We start from the raw sequence: 18,135 nt of genomic DNA, 5'->3' as shown, positions 1-18,135 counted from the left end.
TCTCCCCGGTGGCGCTCGGAATGGCGCCTGTTGGCTATCAGGACGAACGAACCGCGCAAATCCCCCCATGACCTTCGTCGTGGCGTGCGCGGCCTAGCGTGTGTGCAGGACGATGCGGTCCGCATGCCGTTCGGCGCGCACCGGGAACCCCTGTTCGAGCAGGTGCACGAAGCCCTCGGCATTGGACCAGCGGAAGTTGCCGCCCACGCGCAGGTCGGCGACGGCGACGTCGCCCAGTTCCAGCTTGCGCGTGTTGAAGCGGTTGAACTCGGCGGCGGCGTCCGCCAGCGAGGTGTCGTCGAAGGTCAGGAAGCCGTCGCGCCACTCCAGGAAGCGTTCCGCCTCGGCGACCGGCACCGAGCGCACCAGCACGCCGCTGCGGCCGGCGGTGGCCACGCTGCCGGCCGGCAGCAGCGACACCGGCTGGGCGGTGCCGTCCGGACCGGGGCGGCTTTCCAGTCGCACCTTGCCTTCGGTCACCACCACGCGGATTTCGTCCGGATCGCGGCGCACGGAGAAGCGCGTGCCGACGGCGGCGACGCGCCGGCCTTCGGTCTCGACCACGAACGGGCGCCGGGTGTCGCGGGCCACGTCGAAGAACGCCTCGCCCTGCGTGAGCGCCACGTGCCGTTCGCCGCGGCTGATGCGCACGTCCAGCCGGCTGTCGCTGCTCAACGTGGCGGTGGAGCCGTCGGGCAGGGTGACGGTTTCGATCTGGCCGACCGTGCTGGCGTAGCTCGCCTGCGCGCGCCCGGTCAGTTGCCAGCCGCCCCAGGCCGCGGAGCCGGCCACCAGCAGCACCAGGGCCGCGGCGATGCCGTGCGGCCAACCGCGACGCCGGTGGCTCGTGCGATCCCGGGGCGCAAAGCGGAGCGTGCTCAGGTCGGGCCGGGCGTCGTTGCGCGGCGCGGTGGCGAACCCTGTCGGCTCGGTACGCGGCGGCAGCGTGCCTGCGGGCAGGCCGGCGGCCAGCGCCTGCAGGCGGCCCGCCTCCGTCCAGGCGGACTGCACGCGCAGGAAGGCGACCTTGTGCCGCGGCGATGCGGACAGCCAGGCATCGAGCGACTGCTGCTCGCCTGCGGTCCAGGTTTCCGCATCGCGTCGGGCCAGCCAGTCGGCGGCCTGCGCCTCAATCTGCCTGCTGTCGGTCATGCGCGTCGTCCTCGTCCATGATGGGCCGGGCACGGCGCCCGTCCAGCGCAGGCACGGCGTCGCCGCCGTACAGGTGGTCGGCGATCAGGCGCATCCCTTTGGCCAAATGCTTTTCCACGGTCTTCTCGCTGATGCCCAGTCGGGAGGCGACGTCCTTCTGCGGCAGTTCCTCCACGCGCCGCAGCCACACCACTTCGCGGCAACGGTCGGGGAGCCGGTCCAGGGCCTCGACCACGCGCTTGAGCGCCTGCCGGGTCCCGGTCCACCGCTCGGGCGACACCTCGTCGATCAGGTAGACGTTCGAGGACTCGAAATCACCCACTGGCTCGATCGACACCACCCGGCTGCGGCGCAGGCGGTCGGTCATCAGGTGGCGCGCGGTGGCGAACAGGAAGGCCTTCGGCGTGTCCGGCCGCGCGCGCGCCGCGGCTTCGTAGACGCGCGCGTAGACCTCCTGGCGCAGGTCGTGCCACTCGTCGCGGTGCGGCCAGCTGCGCTGCAGGAACAGCGCCAGCGCCCGTTCGTGCACGAGCACTTCGCTAACGAACCAGTCGTCGAATTCGGTGGGCATGGCCGCACTCTAGCCCAAGCACGCGCGCTTCCGCATGGGGGAACACGGCCGCCGGTTCGTCTCACTTCGTCATCGGTGCGTGGCATCCTGCCGCGACCTTCGATCTGGGAGTACTACGGCATGGTGTCTGTCTTCGGCATGTTGCAGCGCGGCGCGATCTGCGTGGTGGCGCTCGCCTTGTCCCTGCCGGCATGGGCTGCCAAGCCGGCGCACTACGTGCTCGGCGACACCACGGCGAAGACGCCGGGGCAGGTACAGCCGGGTCTGCTGCTGATGGGCGGCGGCGATCGCAACTTCGATGCGATGCACTGGTTCATGAAGAAGGCCGGCAACGGCCACATCGTCGTGCTGCGCGCCTCGCAGGCCGGCGAGATCGGCGAAGAGTTCTTCAATGAAGTCGGCGGCATCGTTTCGGTCGAAACCTATGTGTTCAGCGATCGCGAAAGCGCCAGCGATCCCGACGTGCTGCGCAGCCTGAAGCGCGCCGACGGCATCTTCCTCGCGGGCGGCGACCAGTCGCGTTATGTGCGCTACTGGCGCGGCACGCCGGTGGGCGCGGCGCTGGACGCGCATGTGCGCGCCGGCAAGCCGCTCGGTGGCACCAGCGCCGGCCTGGCGATGCAGGGCGAGTACCTGTACGGCGCGATGGACGGCGGCAGCCAGATCAGCCCGCGCGCGCTGGCCGATCCGCTCGGTGCGGACAACACCATCGAAACCGGCTTCCTGCAACTGGCCCTGCTGAAGGGCGTGCTGACCGACACGCACTTCAGCGAGCGCAACCGCCTCGGTCGCCTGATCGCGTTCGTCGCCAAGGCCGAGTCGATGGCGGGCCGTCCGATCCTGGGCCTCGGCGTGGATGAAGACGCCGCGGTCGCGGTGGAAGGCGATGGCCATGCGCGCGTGTACGCCACTGCGCCGGGCGCCGGCGCGACGGTCGTGAAGGGCGGCTTCGCGCAGAAGCAGGTCGAAGACGAGGCGATGAACCTCGATCGCGTGGACACCGTCATCGCTGGCGTCGATTCGGTGCTGCACCTGCCCAGTGGCCGCGTCGAGAAGCCGGCCGCCGAGCGTCACTACGCGGTGCGCAACGGCGTGCTGGTGGCGCTGGATTCGCCGCTGCTGGTGATCCATGGCGGCGCCGGTGTCGAGCGCGCCGGCATGACGTCGGCCGACGAAGAAGCCGCGCGCAAGGCGCTGGAAGCCGCGCTACGCGCGGGCCACGCGCAACTCACCGCCGGCAAGCCCGCGCTGGACGCAGTGACCGCCGCGATCACCGTGCTGGAGGATGCGCCGCAGTTCAACGCGGGGCGCGGTGCGGTGTTCACCCACGACGGCAAGAACGAACTCGACTCCTCGATCATGGACGGCGCCACCGGCAAGGCTGGCGCGGTCGCCGGCGTGCACCGGGTCAAGAACCCGATCACGCTGGCGCGCGCGGTGATGGACAAGTCGCGCCACGTGATGATGGTCGGCGGCGGTGCCGAAGCCTTCGCCAAGGAGCAGGGCATCACCCTGGTCAATCCTTCGTATTTCCGCACCGAGAAGCGCTGGCAGCAGCTGCAGAACGCGCTGAAGGAAGAGAAGCAGGCGCAGGCGAGCAACACGCCGCTGGAACTGCCAGGCAAGGCCTACTTCGGCACGGTCGGCGCGCTGGCGCTGGACGCGAAGGGTCAGCTGGCGGCGGGCACCTCGACCGGCGGCATGACCAACAAGCGCTACGGCCGCGTCGGCGACTCGCCGATCATCGGCGCCGGCACCTGGGCCGACGACCGCTGCGCGTTCTCCGGCACCGGCTGGGGCGAGTACTACATCCGCGCCGCCGCCGCCCATGAGGTCTGCGCCCGCGTGCGCCTGGCCGGACACAGCATTGCGCGTGCGTCCGAGGGCGTGATCAATCGCGACATCCCCAAGGCCGGCGGCGACGGTGGCGCCATTGCGCTGGGTGCCGACGGCAGCATGGCGTTCCCGTTCAATACCGAGGGCATGTACCGCGGTTGGATCGGCGCCGACGGCGTCCCGCACGTGGCGATCTACAAGGAAGACCCGCTGCCCGCGCGCTGAGGCGACGCGCGGGATATGCTTCGGCCGACTGCATCAACGGACGGAGCGGGCATGAGGGGAATCCTGGGGGCAGGACTGCTGGCGGTGGCGGCCGCGGCATCCGCAACAGACAAGGCCGAGGAGCCGGTCCGGTTCCATGCCAGCGCGCGCGTCGAGCTCGACGTCGCCGGCGTACCACGACAGGTGCAGGCGAACCCGCAGCTGCCGCCGTTCCTCCAGGACATGGTGGAAGAGCGCGTCATGCAGTGGCGTTTCGAACCTCCCCGTGTCGATGGACAGGCCAAGGCCGGCGTCACGCACGTGTTCCTGGACGCCTGCGCCGTCCCCGCACCCGAGGGGAAGATGCGGATCGCGATGGACTACCGTTCGCATGGCCCTGCGCCAGCCGACGGCACGTCGTATCCGATGCCGCCGCGTTATCCGATAAGCGCGGTGATCGCAGGCCAGCAGGGGGACTTCAAGCTGACCCTCCAGGTTGCGACCGATGGCCGGGTCCAGTTGCTGTCCCTCGAAACATTGAAGGGTTCGAAACGGCCGTTCGAGCGCGACATCAAGAAATGGGTGGCGGACATGCGCTACAGACCGGAAGAGGTCGATGGGACGCCGGTGGCGACCCAAGTGTCGTTCGCGGTGACGTTCTCCTTGGGGCCGGATGTCGGCATCAAGCGCATGCGCGAGGAGATGCGGGAGGAGGTGCGGCGTTCTCCTGAATGCGTCGCGGCGGGCGCGGGCGGGGAGCCAGAGCGCCCCGTCGTGCTGGACTCGCCGTTCAAGCCGATCACGACCAGCTGACGCGCCACCGATACAGGAGAGCCACGATGAAACCCTGGTGTGCATGGGCACTGCTGCTGGTGGCGCTGGGGGCGTCGTCGGCCGAGCCGGTACAGAAGCCGATCCATTTCCGTGCGCATGCGCGCGTCGCGCTGGATGCGCAGGGCGTTCCGCAGCGGGTCGAGGTCGACCAGAAGCTGCCGGGCGTAGTCCGGACCGCGATCGAGGAACAGGTGATGCGCTGGCGATTCGAACCTGCCCAGGTCGGCGGTCGGGCCCATGCCGGCGCGACCACCGTCTTCGTCGATGCATGCGCGGCGCCGGCAGCCGGCGGCAACATGCGACTGGCCGTGGATTACGGCTGGAACGGTCCGGGCTACGCGGATGGGCGTTACTACGCGCCGGCGCCCCGCTACCCGATCGATGCGGCCAAGCGGGGCAAGGTGGGCATGTTCCGCGTCTTGATGAAGATCGGCACGGATGGTCGCGCCAGCGTGGACACGATCGAGGTCCAGAAGGGCGAGTTGCGGCTGTTCGACGCGGCGCTGCGCACGTGGGCCGCTTCGCTGCGCTACATCCCGGAGGAGGTCGACGGTGCGCCTGTCGCAACCCGTGTCGCCATTCCCGTGGATTTCTCGATGGAAGGGGGCGCACTCAGCTGGCGGCAACAGGCGCGCCAGGAGCGCGAAGCCGGGCGTCGCTCGCCGGAGTGCATGGCGGCGATGGGCGGAGACCAGGACGAAGCGCCTCGTCCGGTCGTGCTGGACTCGCCGTTCAAACCGATCACGACGAGTTGATTCCGGATCGAACGCTTGCCTGGGGGAAGGTCATGAAGACATGGAGCGTGTGGGGACTTCTGCTGTGCGCGGGTGCGACGCAGGCGGAGGGCACGAAGGAACCGGTGCTTTTCCCGGCTACGGCCCGGATCACACTGGATGCCGAGGGTGTTCCGCAGGCGGTGCAGGCCAGCGCCCGGCTGCCCGTACCGGTACGTGAAGCGGTCGAGGCGCGCGTGAAGCAGTGGCGCTTCGAGCCCGCGATGGTCGATGGCGTGGCCAGGCCGGGCATCACTCACGTCCGGCTGCAGGCCTGTGCGATCCCGCAGTCGGATGGCGGCCTGCGGGTCGGGATGGATTACCAGGGCAACGGCCCCGGCTATGCGAACGATGCCGTGCGGTTACCCAGGCTGCCGTACCCACCGGCCGCGATGCGGTCGGGCGCGCAGGCCGAGATCGACCTCAACGTGCTGATCGGGGAGGACGGTCTGGCCACGGTGCAGTCGATGAAGGCCACGCGAGGCTCCGTGAAGGACTTCAAGGCGGTCCTGGAAGCCTGGGTGGCGGTCATGCGGTATGTACCCGAAGAGGTGGATGGCCGGCGCATCGCGACCCGGATGCGGATTCCGGTCGCGTTCTCGTTCGAAGAACGCTCCGCACGACGGGAGCGTCAAACCGCGGCGGCGCGGACGCGTGAATGCATGGCCGCCGCCGGGCAGCCGGAAAACCCGACGGATCCGGTCGCGCTGGACTCACCGTTCAGGCCACGCGAGACCGGCTAGTGGCGGACTGCGCGCTCGCGGCCCGGCCCCTTGGCTTCCGCCATCGCAGTGAAGGCGGCCCGATCCGGTAGCCCCGAGTTGCCACTGTGACCCAGGTCGCAAATGTGACGACTGTAAGTTACGATACGCGTCACACTTTCGGTCGACCCCTCCTTGCCTGGAAGGCGTCTTGGGTCGGCTTGCCACAGGGGGCAAGCGGTAAGGGTCCGTTGTCGGATGGACCTGGGGAGCGCCTCTTCCACAGAAGCGTCAGGGGATCCGTTCGTCGATGTCGTACCGCGCTATTGATGCCTTGCGCCCGCGAGGCGCACGTTCCGCACGTCTGCCTCTTTCCTCCGTCTCCCGCACCGCCACGTCGTCCGCTGGCTGGCGCCGCCGCATCTCGCAGGCGGTGCTGCTGTCCGCGGGCCTGCTGCTCGCCGGATCGGCGCTGGCGCTGATCACCAATGGATGGACCTTCAATGGGAACGCCTGGGCCAGCGCCAACGTCAATGGCATCACCGTGACGTTCACCGGGACGGCGGACGAGGCCTATTCGAGCGGCACCTTCAACACCACCAACCGGTGGACCGACCCGTACGGCGCCACCGTGAGCGGTGGCACGTCGTTGACCATGGTCTTCGACAGCGGCAGCGCGCGGAGTTACGTGGTCACCTTCAGCAAGCCCGTCGACAACCCCGTGTTGCATGTCGACCGTATCGGCGGCTTCTATGACAACAACCGGCCGAACAGCACGCGCTGGGAGCTGACGTCGTTCAACGCACAGAGCGGTGCGGTGGCGCTGGAGCGCCTGAACGGCAACCCCCAGTTCGTCGTCGATGCGGCACAGAATCGTTTTTACCGGTCCTCCACCGGCACCTTCAGCGGCACTGGCAGTTCCGAGTGCCTCGGTACCACCAACGGCACCGGCTGCGGTTCGGTCCGGTTCAACGGCACCGGCATCACCAGCCTGACCTTCCGGGTCGACATGATCGGCTCGCGCGGCGATGGCGACGAACTGGAGCTGCGCTGGAGCTTTCCTGGTTCCAGCCTCATCGTGCGCAAACAGTCCGTGGGCGGCACCGGCACGTTCCCGTTCACCACCAGCGGCGCGGTGACACCGTCGTTCAGCCTGACGACCACGGCCCAGAACACGCCCGTATCGTCCACGACGTATCCGATCACCAACCACGCCGCGGCGATCACGCTGAGCGAATCCACGCCGCCGGCCGGCTACGTGATGACGGCCGGCAGCTGCGTCGACCAGACCGGCACGGCGGTGCCGGCCACGGTCAACACCACGACGAGGCAGATCGCCATCGGCGCCGCCAACTACGGCACCAGCCAGACCATCACCTGCACGTTCACCAACAGCGCGACGGCGACGCTGGCGCTGGCGAAGACGTGGGTGAACGCGGCCGTCAACGACACCGCGGCACTGTCGGCGACCGGCGGCGCGAACAACGCCACGCTGGCATCCACCGCCAACACGGCGTCGGAAACCGATACCGGCGTCGCCGTGCAGGTCGTGCCGGGCAACGTCATCACGCTGGCCGAGACGCTGGGTGCGGGCAACGCGCGGACCTACACGGCGAGCGCATGGTCGTGCAGTGGCGGCAGCCTGAGCGGCAACACGCTGACGCTGACCGGTGCGCATGCGGGGCAGGCCATCGTCTGCACGATCACCAACAGCGCACGCGTCACCGACGTGTCGGTGGTGAAGTCGACGGCCCCGGGTGCCGCCGTCAGCGGGCAGGTGAGGAACTTCAGCGTGGTCGTGTCGAATGCGGGACCCGCCGCGGCCGATGGTGCGGTGGTCACCGACACGCCGGGCGCGGGCCTGACGTGCCCGGTGTCGGGCAATCCGATCAGCTGCGTCGCCAGTGGTGGCGCGGCGTGCCCGGGTGCGGGCGCATTGCCCAGCCTGGTCAGTGGTGGCGTGGCCGTACCCACGCTGCCGGCCGGCGGCGCGGTGACGTTCACCGTGCCCTGCCAGGTGACGGCGACCGGCTTCTGAGGCCGGCGCCGCGGCGCGCTTCCCAAGCGCGCCACGAGTCTCCATGATGCGGCTCCGTTCTTCGCCGCATCGATGCAATGAGCCGTACTGTCTGGCTGTGGGTGGTGGTGGTCCTGACCGCCATCGCCCTGGCCGCGACCTTCCTGGTCACGCCGCGTTTCCCCGTTCCCGTCCCTGAAGCAGGTCCGCCGGTCACGCCGTTCGGCTGGACGGGCCAGCTGTCGCTGGCCGCCGGCGATGGCGTGCGCGGCGTACGCGACGGGGCCGGTGTGCAGGCCCGCTTCGACGACCCGTGGGGCATCGTGGTGATGGAGGACGGCACGCGCTACGTTGCCGACGCCGGCGATGCCAACCGCATCCGCCGCATCGCGCGGGACGGCACGGTGTCCACGCTCGCCGGCGGCAACGAGGGCTTTGCCGACGGCATCGGCACGGCGGCGGCGTTCCATACACCGTCCGCGCTCGCGCGGGACGTCCACGACAACCTGTACGTGGCCGACACCGGCAACCATGCCATCCGCAGGATCACGCCGGACGGCGTGGTGACCACCGTCGCCGGGACGGGTGAAGCCGGTTTCCGCGATGGTCCGGCGACGCAGGCGCAGTTCAACGGGCCCATCGGCGTCGCTGTGGATGGTACGGGGCGCGTCTATGTGGCCGACACCTACAACGACCGCATCCGCATGATCGACCGCGATGGCCAGGTCACCACCCTCGCGGGTGGCGATGCGCCGGGCTTCTTCGACGGCACCGGTAGCGAAGCGCGCTTCGACACGCCCACCGGCATCGCCGTGGATGCCACCGGCGTGGTGTGGGTTGCGGACCTGCGCAATGACGCGATCCGTCGCATCGATTCCCACGGGGGCGTCAGCACGCTGCCCGTGCAGGCGGACCTGCCGACGCAGGCCGGTCCGCGCCGGCCGCTGTCGCTGGCACTGACGCACGACGGCCATCTGTATGTCGGTGAGCTGTTCAGCGGCCAGGTGATGCAGGTGATGCGCGATGGTCGCTGGCAGGCCCTGGCGGGCCACATGTCGGGACAGCGCCTGTCGCGCACGGCGGGCCTGGCTGTCGACGCCGCCGGGGATGTGCACTTCACCGACGCGGGCAGCCATCGGGTGCATCGCATCGCGCCGCTGGCGGCGGGAGCAGCGCCCGTCCCTGCGGTGGTCGGTCCGTCGCAGGACGATCCGCTGCCGCAGACGGCGGGACGCTGGCCATTGCAGCCGCAGGAGGGCTGGCACGAGGTGGTCGGCACGCTGGGCGAAGTGCGCGGCGACTACCAGGGCGAGAGCCGCCATCACCTGCATGGCGGGCTCGACATCCGTGGCGATGTCGGGGCCACCGTGCTCGCCATCGCCGACGGCAAGGTCAGCAGTCCTTCCGCCGCATGGAACTTCAACGGCCTCAGCGAAGGGCTGGGCGTAGGGTCGCTGGACTACATCCACATGCGTGTCGGCCGCACACCGCGCGGCGATCTGCTCGATCCTGCACGTTTCCAACTGTTGCGCGACCTGAGCGGCGATCCCAGCCGCATCCGCGTGCGCCGTGGCACCCGCTTCGCCGCGGGCGACGCGCTGGGCACGGTCAACCGCATGGCGCACGTGCACCTGTCGATCGGGCCCTCGGGCTACGAACGCAATGCCATCTCGCTGGGCTTCACCGGCTTCACCGACGCGTACCCGCCGCGCATCGACGAGGTCGCCCTGTTCGATACGCTGGACCAGCCGATCGACCAGCGCCAGGACGGCCGCGTACTGGTACCGCGCGACCTGCAGGGCGTGCGCATCGTCGTGGATGCGTGGGACCAGGTGGACCGCAATCTGCCGCGTCGCCGTCTTGGCCTGTACGCGCTGGGCTACCAGGTGCTGCACGACGACGGGACGCCGGTCGCCGGCTTCGACACCCCGCGCATGACCATCGACTTCCATCGCCTTCCGTCCGATGAGGCGGTGCAGGTCGCCTATGCACCCGGCAGCGGCATCACCGTGCACGGCAGTGCGGTCACCCGCTTCAAGTACAGCGTGACCAACACGGTCCGTGACGGCACGTGGGCCGAGGGCACGTGGCAGGTGGGCGACCTGCCGCCCGGCGATTACACCCTGCGCATCACCGCCCGCGACTACAGCGGCAACGACGCCCAGGGCCGCCGCGACCTGAAGCTGCGGCTGCAATAGGGCGCCCCCCTTTTTTTTGGCGGGCGCATGTCGATTCGGGCCTCACCGGTCCGTCGCTATCCTGAAAGCGGCCGGAGCGACCGGTCCGCACGACAGGAGATCGCAATGCGCGTCATGGTCATCGTGAAGGCCAGTGCCGATTCGGAAGCCGGGAAGATGCCGAGCACCGGCCAGCTGGAAGAGATGGGCAAGTTCAACGAGGCGCTGGTCAAGGCCGGCATCATGCTGGCCGGCGAAGGCCTGCACCCCACCGCGCGCGGCGCGCGTGTCCGCTTCGATGGCAAGCAGCGCACCGTCATCGACGGTCCCTTCAGCGAGGCGAAGGAACTGATCGCCGGTTTCTGGCTCTGGCAGGTGCGCAACTTCGACGAGGCGATCGAGTGGATCAAGCGCGCACCCTTCGATGGCGGCGAGGAGATCGAACTGCGCCCGGTGTTCGAAGCCGAAGACTTCGGCGACGAACTGACGCCGGAACTGCGCGAGCAGGAAGCGCGTCTTGCCGAACGGATCCAGTCGCAGACCCAACGTTGAGGCCCCCGCCATGAGCACCCAGATCTTCGTCAACCTGCCGGTCCGCGACCTGGAGAAATCCAAGGCGTTCTTCACGGCCCTCGGCTATGCGAACAATCCGCAGTTCACCGACGAGAACGCCGCCTGCATCGTCATCAGCGACACCATCTACGTGATGCTGCTGGTCGAGCCGTTCTTCCAGGGCTTCACGCGCAAGACGATCTGCGATGCGCGCACGCACACGGAAGCGATCATCTGCCTGTCGGCCGAGTCGCGCGCCGGCGTCGACGCGCTGGCGGACAAGGCGCTCGCCGCGGGCGGCAGCGAGACGCTGGAAGCGAAGGACTACGGCTTCATGTACCAGCGCAGTTTCCAGGACCTCGATGGCCACCAGTGGGAGGTCGTGCACATGGACGAGGGCGCGATGCCGTCCGACTGATGTACCTGCTGTGGCCGGGAGAGCCGCTGCACGGGGCTCTGCGGAAGCGGCAGGTCACTCTGTCGCGCGCGGCCCCGCCGGTCGAACGCCGGCAGGAACCGGCCGCGCCCACGCGCCGAGCCGGTGCGCGCCATGCCTCGGACCGCCGTGCTTGCCGGTCCCGATGGCCCTGCGCTCTAATCCGCCCGGGGACACGCGATGCCACGGGAGGCGTCCATGGGGTGGGGAACACGGAGTGCGGGCATCCTGCTGGGATGCCTGGTGGCGGCGAGCGCGCACGCACAGGTCGATCTGGAGCCGTTCCTGAAGAAGGACGTGCTGGAGACGCTGAAGATCTCGCCGGATGGCACGTACTACGCCATGACCGTGCCGATGGAAAACGAGACCGTACTGGGCATCGTCCGCCGCTCTGACGGCAAGGCGATGACCCGGATCGGTGGCGGCGCCGATTCGGTGATCGACGATTTCTGGTGGATCAGCGACGATCGCGTGGTCGTGTCGAAGGCGGTGAAATACGGTTCGCGCGATGCGCCGTATGCGACCGGCGAACTGTATGCCGTCAATGCCGATGGCAGTGCGCGCCGGCAGATCTTCGCGCGCTACGGCCTGGATGGCAGCGGGCTGCAACCCTATGCGGCCTATGTCATCGGCACGCTGCCGGACGAACCGCGCAAGGTGCTGGTGAGCGTCTTCGCGCTGGATACCAGCGTGCCCAATACGCGGGTGGAACTGCTGGATACCTTCACCGGGCGCCGCGACACGTTGGCCTCCGCCCCGGTCAAGCGGGCGCGCTTCGTGTCCGATCCCGCCGGACAGGTGCGATTCGCAGTGGGCGCCGGCGACGACAACGTCAGCAAGCTCTACCACCGTCCCAGCCGCGGCGAGTCGTGGCAACTGGTCAACGACGAGGCCAAGAGCCGTCGCGTCGAATGGCCCCTGGGCCTGTCGGAAGACGGCGCCACCGCCTACCTGCGCGTCGAGCAACCGCAGGGCCCGGACACGATCGTCGCGCTCGACACCGTGAGCGGAAAGCGCAGCGACGTGCTGCGCGACAAGGTGGTGGACCCGTACCTCGTCATCCACGGCGGCGAGGCAGGACGCACACCGCAGGGCGCGTTCTTCATGCACGACCGGCTGCGCACCGCCTTCTTCGACGAGACGTCGGACACGGCGCGGATGTACCGCAAGCTGGAGCGTTCGTTCCGTGGGCTGTCGATCGCGATCACCTCGGGCACCCGCGATGGCCGCCTGAAGGTCGTGCATGCGTGGAGCGATACCAACCCCGGCGACTTCTTCCTGTTCGACACCACCACCAACGCCGCCGAGCTCATCTTCAGCCGGCGCCGCTGGTTCGATCCGGCAACGCTGTCGCCCAGCGAGCCGGTCACCGTGCAGGCGCGCGACGGCTTGCCGCTGCACGGTTACCTGACCCGGCCGCTGGACCATGGCGGCAAGGCGCTGCCCCTGGTGGTGATGCCGCATGGCGGACCTTTCGGCGTCTCGGACGGATGGGAGGTCAACGACGAGGCGCAGATGCTGGCGCGTGCGGGCTACGCCGTGCTGCGCATCAACTACCGCGGCTCCGGCAACTACGGTCGCGCGTTCCAGCAGGCGGGCGCCCGCCAGTGGGGGCGCACCATGCAGGACGACATCACCGATGCGACGCGCTGGGCGATCGCGCAGAAGATCGCCGATCCGCAGCGCATCTGCCTGTACGGCGCCAGCTACGGCGCCTACGCCTCGCTGATGGGGGTGGCCAGGGAGCCCGATCTCTACCGCTGCGCGGCGGGCTACGTGGGCGTGTACGACCTGGCGCTGATGCACAAGCAGGATTCGCGCGACAGCAGGGCCAGTCGGACCTGGGTGGAGGATTGGGTCAGCGACGATCGCGCGAACCTGGCGGAGGTGTCGCCCACCACGCTCGCATCGCGCATCCGGGTTCCGGTGTTCCTGGCCGCGGGCGGCAAGGACGAGATCGCGCCGCAGGCGCACAGCGAGCGCATGGAGAAGGCGCTGAAGGCGGCCAACGTGCCGGTGGAGACGCTGTACGTGCGCACCGAAGGCCATGGCTTCTACGCCGAGGCGAACCGCCGGATCTACTACACGCGGTTGCTGGACTTCCTGTCGCGCCATCTCGGCGGCGCGAAGGCGAAGTAGTCAGGCGCCGACGCGGCGCCGTACTTCGTCGAAGTCGCGCACCGGCCGCACTTCGATGCTGCCGGTGCCGATCCACGGGAACGCCTGCGCGATCCGCACCGCCTCGTCGAGGCTGTCGGCTTCGATCAGGTTGTAGCCGCCGAGGATTTCCTTCGTCTCGGCGAAGGGGCCGTCGACGATGCTGGTCTTGCCGTTGCGCACGCGCACGGTGCGCGCGGTGCTGCCGTGTTCGAGCTGCTGCGATTCGATCAGCGTGCCCTGCGCCTTCAGTTCGTCGGCGTGGGTGATGCAGCCATGCATCATGCGGTCGAACGCGCCATCGGGCAGCGCTTCGAGCAGGGAATCGTCCGTATAGATCATCAACAGGAACTTCATGCGCCCTCCCGGCCTACGTGCAGGCCGGGATTGTGCCACGCGGTCGTGTTCACGCCGCGTGCCGCGGCATCCCGCCGCTTACTCGGCCGCAGGCGAGCGGTACCACGCTTCCACGGTGCCCTTGACCTTCATGGTCATCGGGTTGCCGCGGCGGTCCTTCGACTTGCCGACCGGCACGCGCACCCAACCCTCGCTGATGCAGTACTCCTCCACATTGTCGCGTTCCACGCCGTTGAAACGGATGCCCACGCCGCGATCCATCGCCTCGGCGTCATGGAACGGGCTGCGCGGATCGGAGGACAGGCGGTCGGGAGGCGTATCGGACATGGGCGGGCGGTGTACGGAGAACGGGTGCGCAAGGATACCCGAAGCGACCGGGTCACCAGGCCACGCGGTTGCGGCTGCAGGCGAGCGTGGCTCGCAGCGTCAGCCTTCCGCGACGCGGATCGGCGCTGAGCCGGACCGGGTCGGCGATGGCGGGTGCGCGGAAGGCGCCGCCATCGTGGACCAGCAGGCGATTCCAGCGCGCCGGCACGGTCAGCGCATGGGTGAAGCTGGCACTGGATGCCTGCGGAAACCCGGCGGCGATCGCATGGCGCAGGGAAAACTCCTCCGCCGGCAAGGCCTCGGCGTCATGTTCGAGCTGTTCGACCTGCTGCGGCGAAACCCGGGGCAGGAAGAAATGGGTGCCGCCCAGGCTGGGGTCCTGGAAGAGGAACAGTTCCGCCAGCACCAGGCATTGATCCTGCTCGAACGCGCGCTGTCGACGCGGCAGCCAATGCGCCGGCGCGAGCGGTGGCGGCGGCGCGATCATCAGCGAAAGGCGGCTGGCGCTGCGCAGTACGCGCCGTACGCCGAGAGCATGGCGTGCGTGGTCGCGGAGGACGTCGTGCAGCAGCGCCGTGAAGTCCTCGGGCATGGGCAGGTGCAGGCCAGGGAACACGGCGGCGGGCGCCGGCTGGAAGTCCTCGCGATAGGCTTCCGCGAACGCCGGCAGCCGCTCCGGCGCCAGCAGCGCATCGTCGATTACGACGCAGACATGGCCGTGGCCGATGGGCATCTGCTGTACCACGGGACGCGGGTTGAACATGGCGCGGCCTCCCCGCAGGCCGGCGCGGGCCTGCGCCGCCACGATAGACCCGCCCGGGGCGCAATACAAAACCCGGTGGACGCCGTGACGGACACGGACGTGGTCGGCGCGTACCATGGCGCCGCCTTTCCGCTCCCACGGCATCCGCCATGCTCCCCGACCACGAGTTCGACCCCGACGACAACTTCCGCCATGCCTTCGACGACGAAGACGACATGGACCTGGACGACACCGAGGCGCTGGTCTGGAACCTGCTGGTGCTGATCAACCCCGGCGACGAGGAAACCGCGCTGCGCCAGTTCGCCGCCTACCGCGACGCCAGCGGCGAGGAGGGAGCCGAACCGGACCAGGTGCTGTGGACGCTGAAGGACGCGATCGACTGGACGTCGGGCTTCTACGTCGACTGGAAGGATACCGAGTCGTTCATCGACTGCGTCAACCAGCTGGCTGCACGCTACGCCCTGGAGATCGACTGGGGTGGCGACACCAGCGACGAGGATTTCCTCGAGGGCACCGACGTGCCCGCGCTGATGGCGGTCGCCTACGACCGCCTGCGCGAGCACGGCTACACGCTGTGGAACTGGAACACCGGCAGCGATGCGTATGCCGGCTGGATGGCGTTGCGCCGCGACGACGACGGCATGCAGCAACTGGCCGCGGTGATGGGCGTGGAGATCCGGCCGGGCAGTGACGCGTTCTGACGACGTCGCCCTGACGAGGCGCACGATAGACTCGGCGTCTTCCATCGCGTCGGGAATGCCTGTCATGCGCGTGCTGCTGGCCTGTCTTGCCTGCCTGATGATGTTGGTGGCATCCGCCGTGCGAGCACAGGATGCGACCACGTTGCTGTCGCCGACGAAGCCGAAAGCGCCGGAAGCCATCCCGCTGGCGGGGATCCCCGCGCGTGCGGATGCGGACGAGCGCTATGCCGAAGAGGTGTCGCTGCGTGCGGCGCAGGCCGATCCGTCGGGAAGGCTGGTGGCCCGGCTGGCCGCCATCGAGCGGTCGGTAGCGGAGAAGAACGGCCTGTTCGCCTACGACGAGCTGCGCACGTTGCCGGTGGTGCGGCTGGAGAGCATGGAACGCCACTGGAAGTTCGACGCGCGACAGTACGCGCGCTGGCGTGCCGACCTGCAGGGGGTGGTGGCGCCCTATGCCGAGGACGCCGCCGAACTGGCGTTGCGCCGTGCGGACTGGGACCTGACGCAGAAGGAGATGGCGGCCGACAGCACGCCGGCCGCGCTGCGGGCGCGGGTGCAGACGGTCTCCGAGCGCCTGCAGCAGGCCGAACAGGCGCTGTCGTCGCCGCTGGCCGGCCAGATCGGGCTGGGGCGGCGCGCCAACCTGCTGGATGCGCGCATCCGGGCGGGACAGCGCGCGGTGGCGGGCGCCATCGCCTACACCGACCGCCGCCTGCTGCGGCTGGACGCGCCGCCGCTGTGGCGCGTGAGCAACACGGGCGCCGTGCGCGACGACGTGGTGGGCAGGCTGGCGCGCGATATCCAGTCGGAGGGCAACTTCGTCACCCAGTACGCGGCGGCGGACAGCGGCAACCAGCGGTTGTTGCAGGCCGTGCAGGTGCTGCTGTTGCCGGTGCTGCTGTGGGTGGCGTGGCGCCATCGCCGCCGCGGCATGGATCCCACGGTGCCGCAGGCGAGCGATGCCGAATCGCGTGTCATCCGCCGACCGTTCTCGACCTGGGTGCTGCTGTCGATGATCGGCGTGCTGGTGCTGGAGCCGAACGCGCCGCTGTTCGTCCACCAGGTCGCCATGCTGGTGGCCCTGGTGCCGGTGCTGCGGCTGATGCCGCAGCAGGGGCGCCGCCTGCTGGGTCCTTGGCCCTACCTGGCTACCGCGTTCTACCTGCTGCAACGGCTGTCCGTGCTGTTGATGGCCAGCGACTACCTGTACCGGATGTACTACCTGCTGCTGGCCGTGCTGGCGCTGGCCGCCACCGGCTGGCTGCTGTGGCGCTCGCGCGGCCAGCGCTTCGCCGGCCTTGCGGGCCGCGCCGGCAAGCTGGTGCATGCGCTGGCGTGGGTGGGCGTCGCGGTGCTGCTGGTGTCGATCGGCGCCAACATCGTGGGCAATGTCTCGCTGGCCGAGATGCTGGCCTCCGGCATCATCGAGAGCGGGTACTTCGCGCTGGTGCTGTATGCGGCGGTGACCGTGTTCGAGGCCCTGTTGCGCCGGTTGGGTGCGCGCAGCGCGGTGCGCCGGCTGTGGCTGATGCGCCGGCATGGCGGCACCCTGCTGGAGTCGGTGGCGCGCTGGGCGAGGATCGCGGCAGTGATCGGCTGGGTCGCCTACACGATGAGCCGCTTCCGCATCTTCAGGCCGGTGTACGACACCGCGAAGGCGATCGTGACGCACCGGTTCGAGTACGGCGAACTCGCGATCAGCCTGGGCCACGTGCTGGTGTTCTGCATCGGCGTGGTGCTCGCCGTGTGGGTTGCGAGGACGCTGCGCGCGCTGCTGCGCGAGGAGGTGCTGCCGCGCATGTCGCTGCCGCGCGGCGTCGGCAACAGCGTGGCCTCGCTCAGTTACTACGCGCTGCTGATGCTGGGGCTGGTCGCGGCGCTGTCGGCGGCCGGCTTCAAGCTCGGGCAGCTGGCCTTCCTGTTCGGTGCGCTCGGCGTCGGCATCGGCCTTGGCCTGCAGGACGTGGTGAAGAACTTCGTGTCCGGCCTGATCCTGATGTTCGAGCGGCCGGTGCAGCCCGGCGACGTGGTGGACATCAGCGGCACCAGTGGCCGCGTGCGCGCCATCGGCATGCGCGCGACCACCGTGCGCACGTTCGAAGGCGCCGACGTGGTGGTGCCGAACGGCATGCTGCTGTCCGACAAGGTGACCAACTGGACCTTGAACGACCAGGCGCGCCGCGTCGACGTGGACCTGGGCGTGGCCTACGGCTCGGACGTCACCCGCGTCATGCAACTGCTGACCGAGGTCACGCATGCTACGCCGGGCGTGGCCGAGGATCCGGCGCCGACGGTGTTGTTCACCGGCTTCGGAGCGAGTTCGCTGGATTTCGCCATCCGCGCGTGGACGCCGGATGGCGACAACGCCTCGTCGATACGCAGCCTGCTGCTGGAGCGCCTGCATGCCGCCCTGGTGGAGGCGGGCATCGATATCCCGCACCCGCAGCAGGACGTGCACCTGCGCACCGTGTCCGACGACGTGCTGCGCTCGCTGGCGGCGCGTCCGGCATCACCGGGAAGTGCGACGCAGGCGTGAACGCGAGGCCTGTCGATCCGCGGCACGGCGGTTCGTCGTGA

General features: G+C 69.3%; 16 protein-coding genes and 1 pseudogene. 12 read left to right on the top strand and 5 right to left on the bottom strand.

All coding sequences use genetic code 11. The annotated features are described in order from the left end of the window. Window positions 1–93: 93 nt before the first annotated feature. Window positions 94–1,152, bottom strand: coding sequence for a FecR domain-containing protein (locus IB230_RS16150; protein WP_192273799.1), 1,059 nt, complete (start codon window positions 1,150–1,152; stop codon window positions 94–96). Next, window positions 1,130–1,723, bottom strand: a complete 594-nt coding sequence (locus IB230_RS16145) for a sigma-70 family RNA polymerase sigma factor (protein ID WP_192273798.1) — start codon at window positions 1,721–1,723, stop codon at window positions 1,130–1,132. The genes IB230_RS16150 and IB230_RS16145 overlap by 23 nt, the downstream gene beginning before the upstream one ends. 120 nt (window positions 1,724–1,843) lie before the next feature. Between IB230_RS16145 and IB230_RS19780 the strand changes: the two are divergent. The 10 genes and pseudogenes from IB230_RS19780 to IB230_RS16100 form a co-directional block, all read left to right on the top strand. Beyond that, a pseudogene (locus IB230_RS19780) lies at window positions 1,844–2,602 on the top strand (cyanophycinase); the annotation flags it as partial. A gap of 201 nt (window positions 2,603–2,803) precedes the next feature. Continuing rightward, window positions 2,804–3,784 carry an isoaspartyl peptidase/L-asparaginase gene (locus tag IB230_RS19775; protein WP_343227349.1) on the top strand — a complete coding sequence of 327 codons (981 nt, stop codon included), beginning with the start codon at window positions 2,804–2,806 and terminating at the stop codon, window positions 3,782–3,784. A gap of 51 nt (window positions 3,785–3,835) precedes the next feature. Next, window positions 3,836–4,576 carry an energy transducer TonB gene (locus tag IB230_RS16135; protein ID WP_192273797.1) on the top strand — a complete coding sequence of 247 codons (741 nt, stop codon included), beginning with the start codon at window positions 3,836–3,838 and terminating at the stop codon, window positions 4,574–4,576. A gap of 26 nt (window positions 4,577–4,602) precedes the next feature. Next, window positions 4,603–5,352 (top strand): TonB family protein, encoded by a 750-nt coding sequence (locus tag IB230_RS16130; RefSeq protein ID WP_192273796.1) that lies wholly within the window; start codon window positions 4,603–4,605, stop codon window positions 5,350–5,352. Between the two features lie 32 nt (window positions 5,353–5,384). After that, window positions 5,385–6,113: an energy transducer TonB gene (locus tag IB230_RS16125; protein ID WP_192273795.1), complete on the top strand. Its 729-nt coding sequence runs from the start codon at window positions 5,385–5,387 to the stop codon at window positions 6,111–6,113. Between the two features lie 268 nt (window positions 6,114–6,381). Next, entirely contained in the window at window positions 6,382–8,109 is a 1,728-nt protein-coding gene (locus tag IB230_RS16120; RefSeq protein ID WP_192273794.1) for a DUF11 domain-containing protein, read from the top strand. Between the two features lie 77 nt (window positions 8,110–8,186). Continuing rightward, window positions 8,187–10,286, top strand: coding sequence for an SMP-30/gluconolactonase/LRE family protein (locus IB230_RS16115; protein WP_192273793.1), 2,100 nt, complete (start codon window positions 8,187–8,189; stop codon window positions 10,284–10,286). 105 nt (window positions 10,287–10,391) lie between these two features. After that, window positions 10,392–10,817 (top strand): YciI family protein, encoded by a 426-nt coding sequence (locus IB230_RS16110; protein ID WP_192273792.1) that lies wholly within the window; start codon window positions 10,392–10,394, stop codon window positions 10,815–10,817. Between the two features lie 10 nt (window positions 10,818–10,827). After that, window positions 10,828–11,235 carry a VOC family protein gene (locus IB230_RS16105; RefSeq protein ID WP_192273791.1) on the top strand — a complete coding sequence of 136 codons (408 nt, stop codon included), beginning with the start codon at window positions 10,828–10,830 and terminating at the stop codon, window positions 11,233–11,235. A 216-nt stretch (window positions 11,236–11,451) separates the two neighbouring features. After that, window positions 11,452–13,392, top strand: coding sequence for a prolyl oligopeptidase family serine peptidase (locus IB230_RS16100; RefSeq protein WP_192273790.1), 1,941 nt, complete (start codon window positions 11,452–11,454; stop codon window positions 13,390–13,392). On the opposite strand, the gene IB230_RS16095 is transcribed toward IB230_RS16100, so the two are convergent. From IB230_RS16095 to IB230_RS16085, 3 genes are all read right to left on the bottom strand, one after another. Next, a complete protein-coding gene (locus tag IB230_RS16095; protein WP_192273789.1) occupies window positions 13,393–13,767 on the bottom strand; it encodes a YciI family protein in 375 nt (124 codons plus the stop codon). Window positions 13,768–13,845: 78 nt separating this feature from the next. After that, window positions 13,846–14,094, bottom strand: a complete 249-nt coding sequence (locus IB230_RS16090) for a DUF3297 family protein (protein ID WP_192273788.1) — start codon at window positions 14,092–14,094, stop codon at window positions 13,846–13,848. A 52-nt stretch (window positions 14,095–14,146) separates the two neighbouring features. Beyond that, window positions 14,147–14,857, bottom strand: a complete 711-nt coding sequence (locus tag IB230_RS16085) for a DUF6445 family protein (RefSeq protein WP_192273787.1) — start codon at window positions 14,855–14,857, stop codon at window positions 14,147–14,149. 149 nt (window positions 14,858–15,006) lie between these two features. Here IB230_RS16085 and IB230_RS16080 point away from each other — a divergent pair, with 149 nt between their 5' ends. After that, entirely contained in the window at window positions 15,007–15,558 is a 552-nt protein-coding gene (locus IB230_RS16080) for a hypothetical protein (RefSeq protein WP_192273786.1), read from the top strand. A gap of 64 nt (window positions 15,559–15,622) precedes the next feature. After that, on the top strand, window positions 15,623–18,094 hold the full coding sequence (locus IB230_RS16075) for a mechanosensitive ion channel domain-containing protein (protein WP_225589539.1): 2,472 nt from the start codon (window positions 15,623–15,625) through the stop codon (window positions 18,092–18,094). Window positions 18,095–18,135 lie beyond the last annotated feature (41 nt).

Origin of the sequence: Pseudoxanthomonas sp. PXM01, from assembly GCF_014851815.1 — a bacterium.
Taxonomy (GTDB): Bacteria; Pseudomonadota; Gammaproteobacteria; order Xanthomonadales; family Xanthomonadaceae; genus Pseudoxanthomonas_A.
This window is presented reverse-complemented; position numbering and strand designations above follow the sequence as displayed.

What these genes read in the sequence shown, in the direction of transcription:
- IB230_RS16150 (WP_192273799.1), bottom strand. Translation starts at nt 1,152, where the DNA reads ATGACCGACAGCAGGCAGATTGAGGCGCAGGCCGCCGACTGGCTGGCC.
- IB230_RS16145 (WP_192273798.1), bottom strand. Translation starts at nt 1,723, where the DNA reads ATGCCCACCGAATTCGACGACTGGTTCGTTAGCGAAGTGCTCGTGCAC.
- IB230_RS16135 (WP_192273797.1), top strand. Translation starts at nt 3,836, where the DNA reads ATGAGGGGAATCCTGGGGGCAGGACTGCTGGCGGTGGCGGCCGCGGCA.
- IB230_RS16130 (WP_192273796.1), top strand. Translation starts at nt 4,603, where the DNA reads ATGAAACCCTGGTGTGCATGGGCACTGCTGCTGGTGGCGCTGGGGGCG.
- IB230_RS16125 (WP_192273795.1), top strand. Translation starts at nt 5,385, where the DNA reads ATGAAGACATGGAGCGTGTGGGGACTTCTGCTGTGCGCGGGTGCGACG.
- IB230_RS16120 (WP_192273794.1), top strand. Translation starts at nt 6,382, where the DNA reads ATGTCGTACCGCGCTATTGATGCCTTGCGCCCGCGAGGCGCACGTTCC.
- IB230_RS16115 (WP_192273793.1), top strand. Translation starts at nt 8,187, where the DNA reads ATGAGCCGTACTGTCTGGCTGTGGGTGGTGGTGGTCCTGACCGCCATC.
- IB230_RS16110 (WP_192273792.1), top strand. Translation starts at nt 10,392, where the DNA reads ATGCGCGTCATGGTCATCGTGAAGGCCAGTGCCGATTCGGAAGCCGGG.
- IB230_RS16105 (WP_192273791.1), top strand. Translation starts at nt 10,828, where the DNA reads ATGAGCACCCAGATCTTCGTCAACCTGCCGGTCCGCGACCTGGAGAAA.
- IB230_RS16100 (WP_192273790.1), top strand. Translation starts at nt 11,452, where the DNA reads ATGGGGTGGGGAACACGGAGTGCGGGCATCCTGCTGGGATGCCTGGTG.
- IB230_RS16095 (WP_192273789.1), bottom strand. Translation starts at nt 13,767, where the DNA reads ATGAAGTTCCTGTTGATGATCTATACGGACGATTCCCTGCTCGAAGCG.
- IB230_RS16090 (WP_192273788.1), bottom strand. Translation starts at nt 14,094, where the DNA reads ATGTCCGATACGCCTCCCGACCGCCTGTCCTCCGATCCGCGCAGCCCG.
- IB230_RS16085 (WP_192273787.1), bottom strand. Translation starts at nt 14,857, where the DNA reads ATGTTCAACCCGCGTCCCGTGGTACAGCAGATGCCCATCGGCCACGGC.
- IB230_RS16080 (WP_192273786.1), top strand. Translation starts at nt 15,007, where the DNA reads ATGCTCCCCGACCACGAGTTCGACCCCGACGACAACTTCCGCCATGCC.
- IB230_RS16075 (WP_225589539.1), top strand. Translation starts at nt 15,623, where the DNA reads ATGCGCGTGCTGCTGGCCTGTCTTGCCTGCCTGATGATGTTGGTGGCA.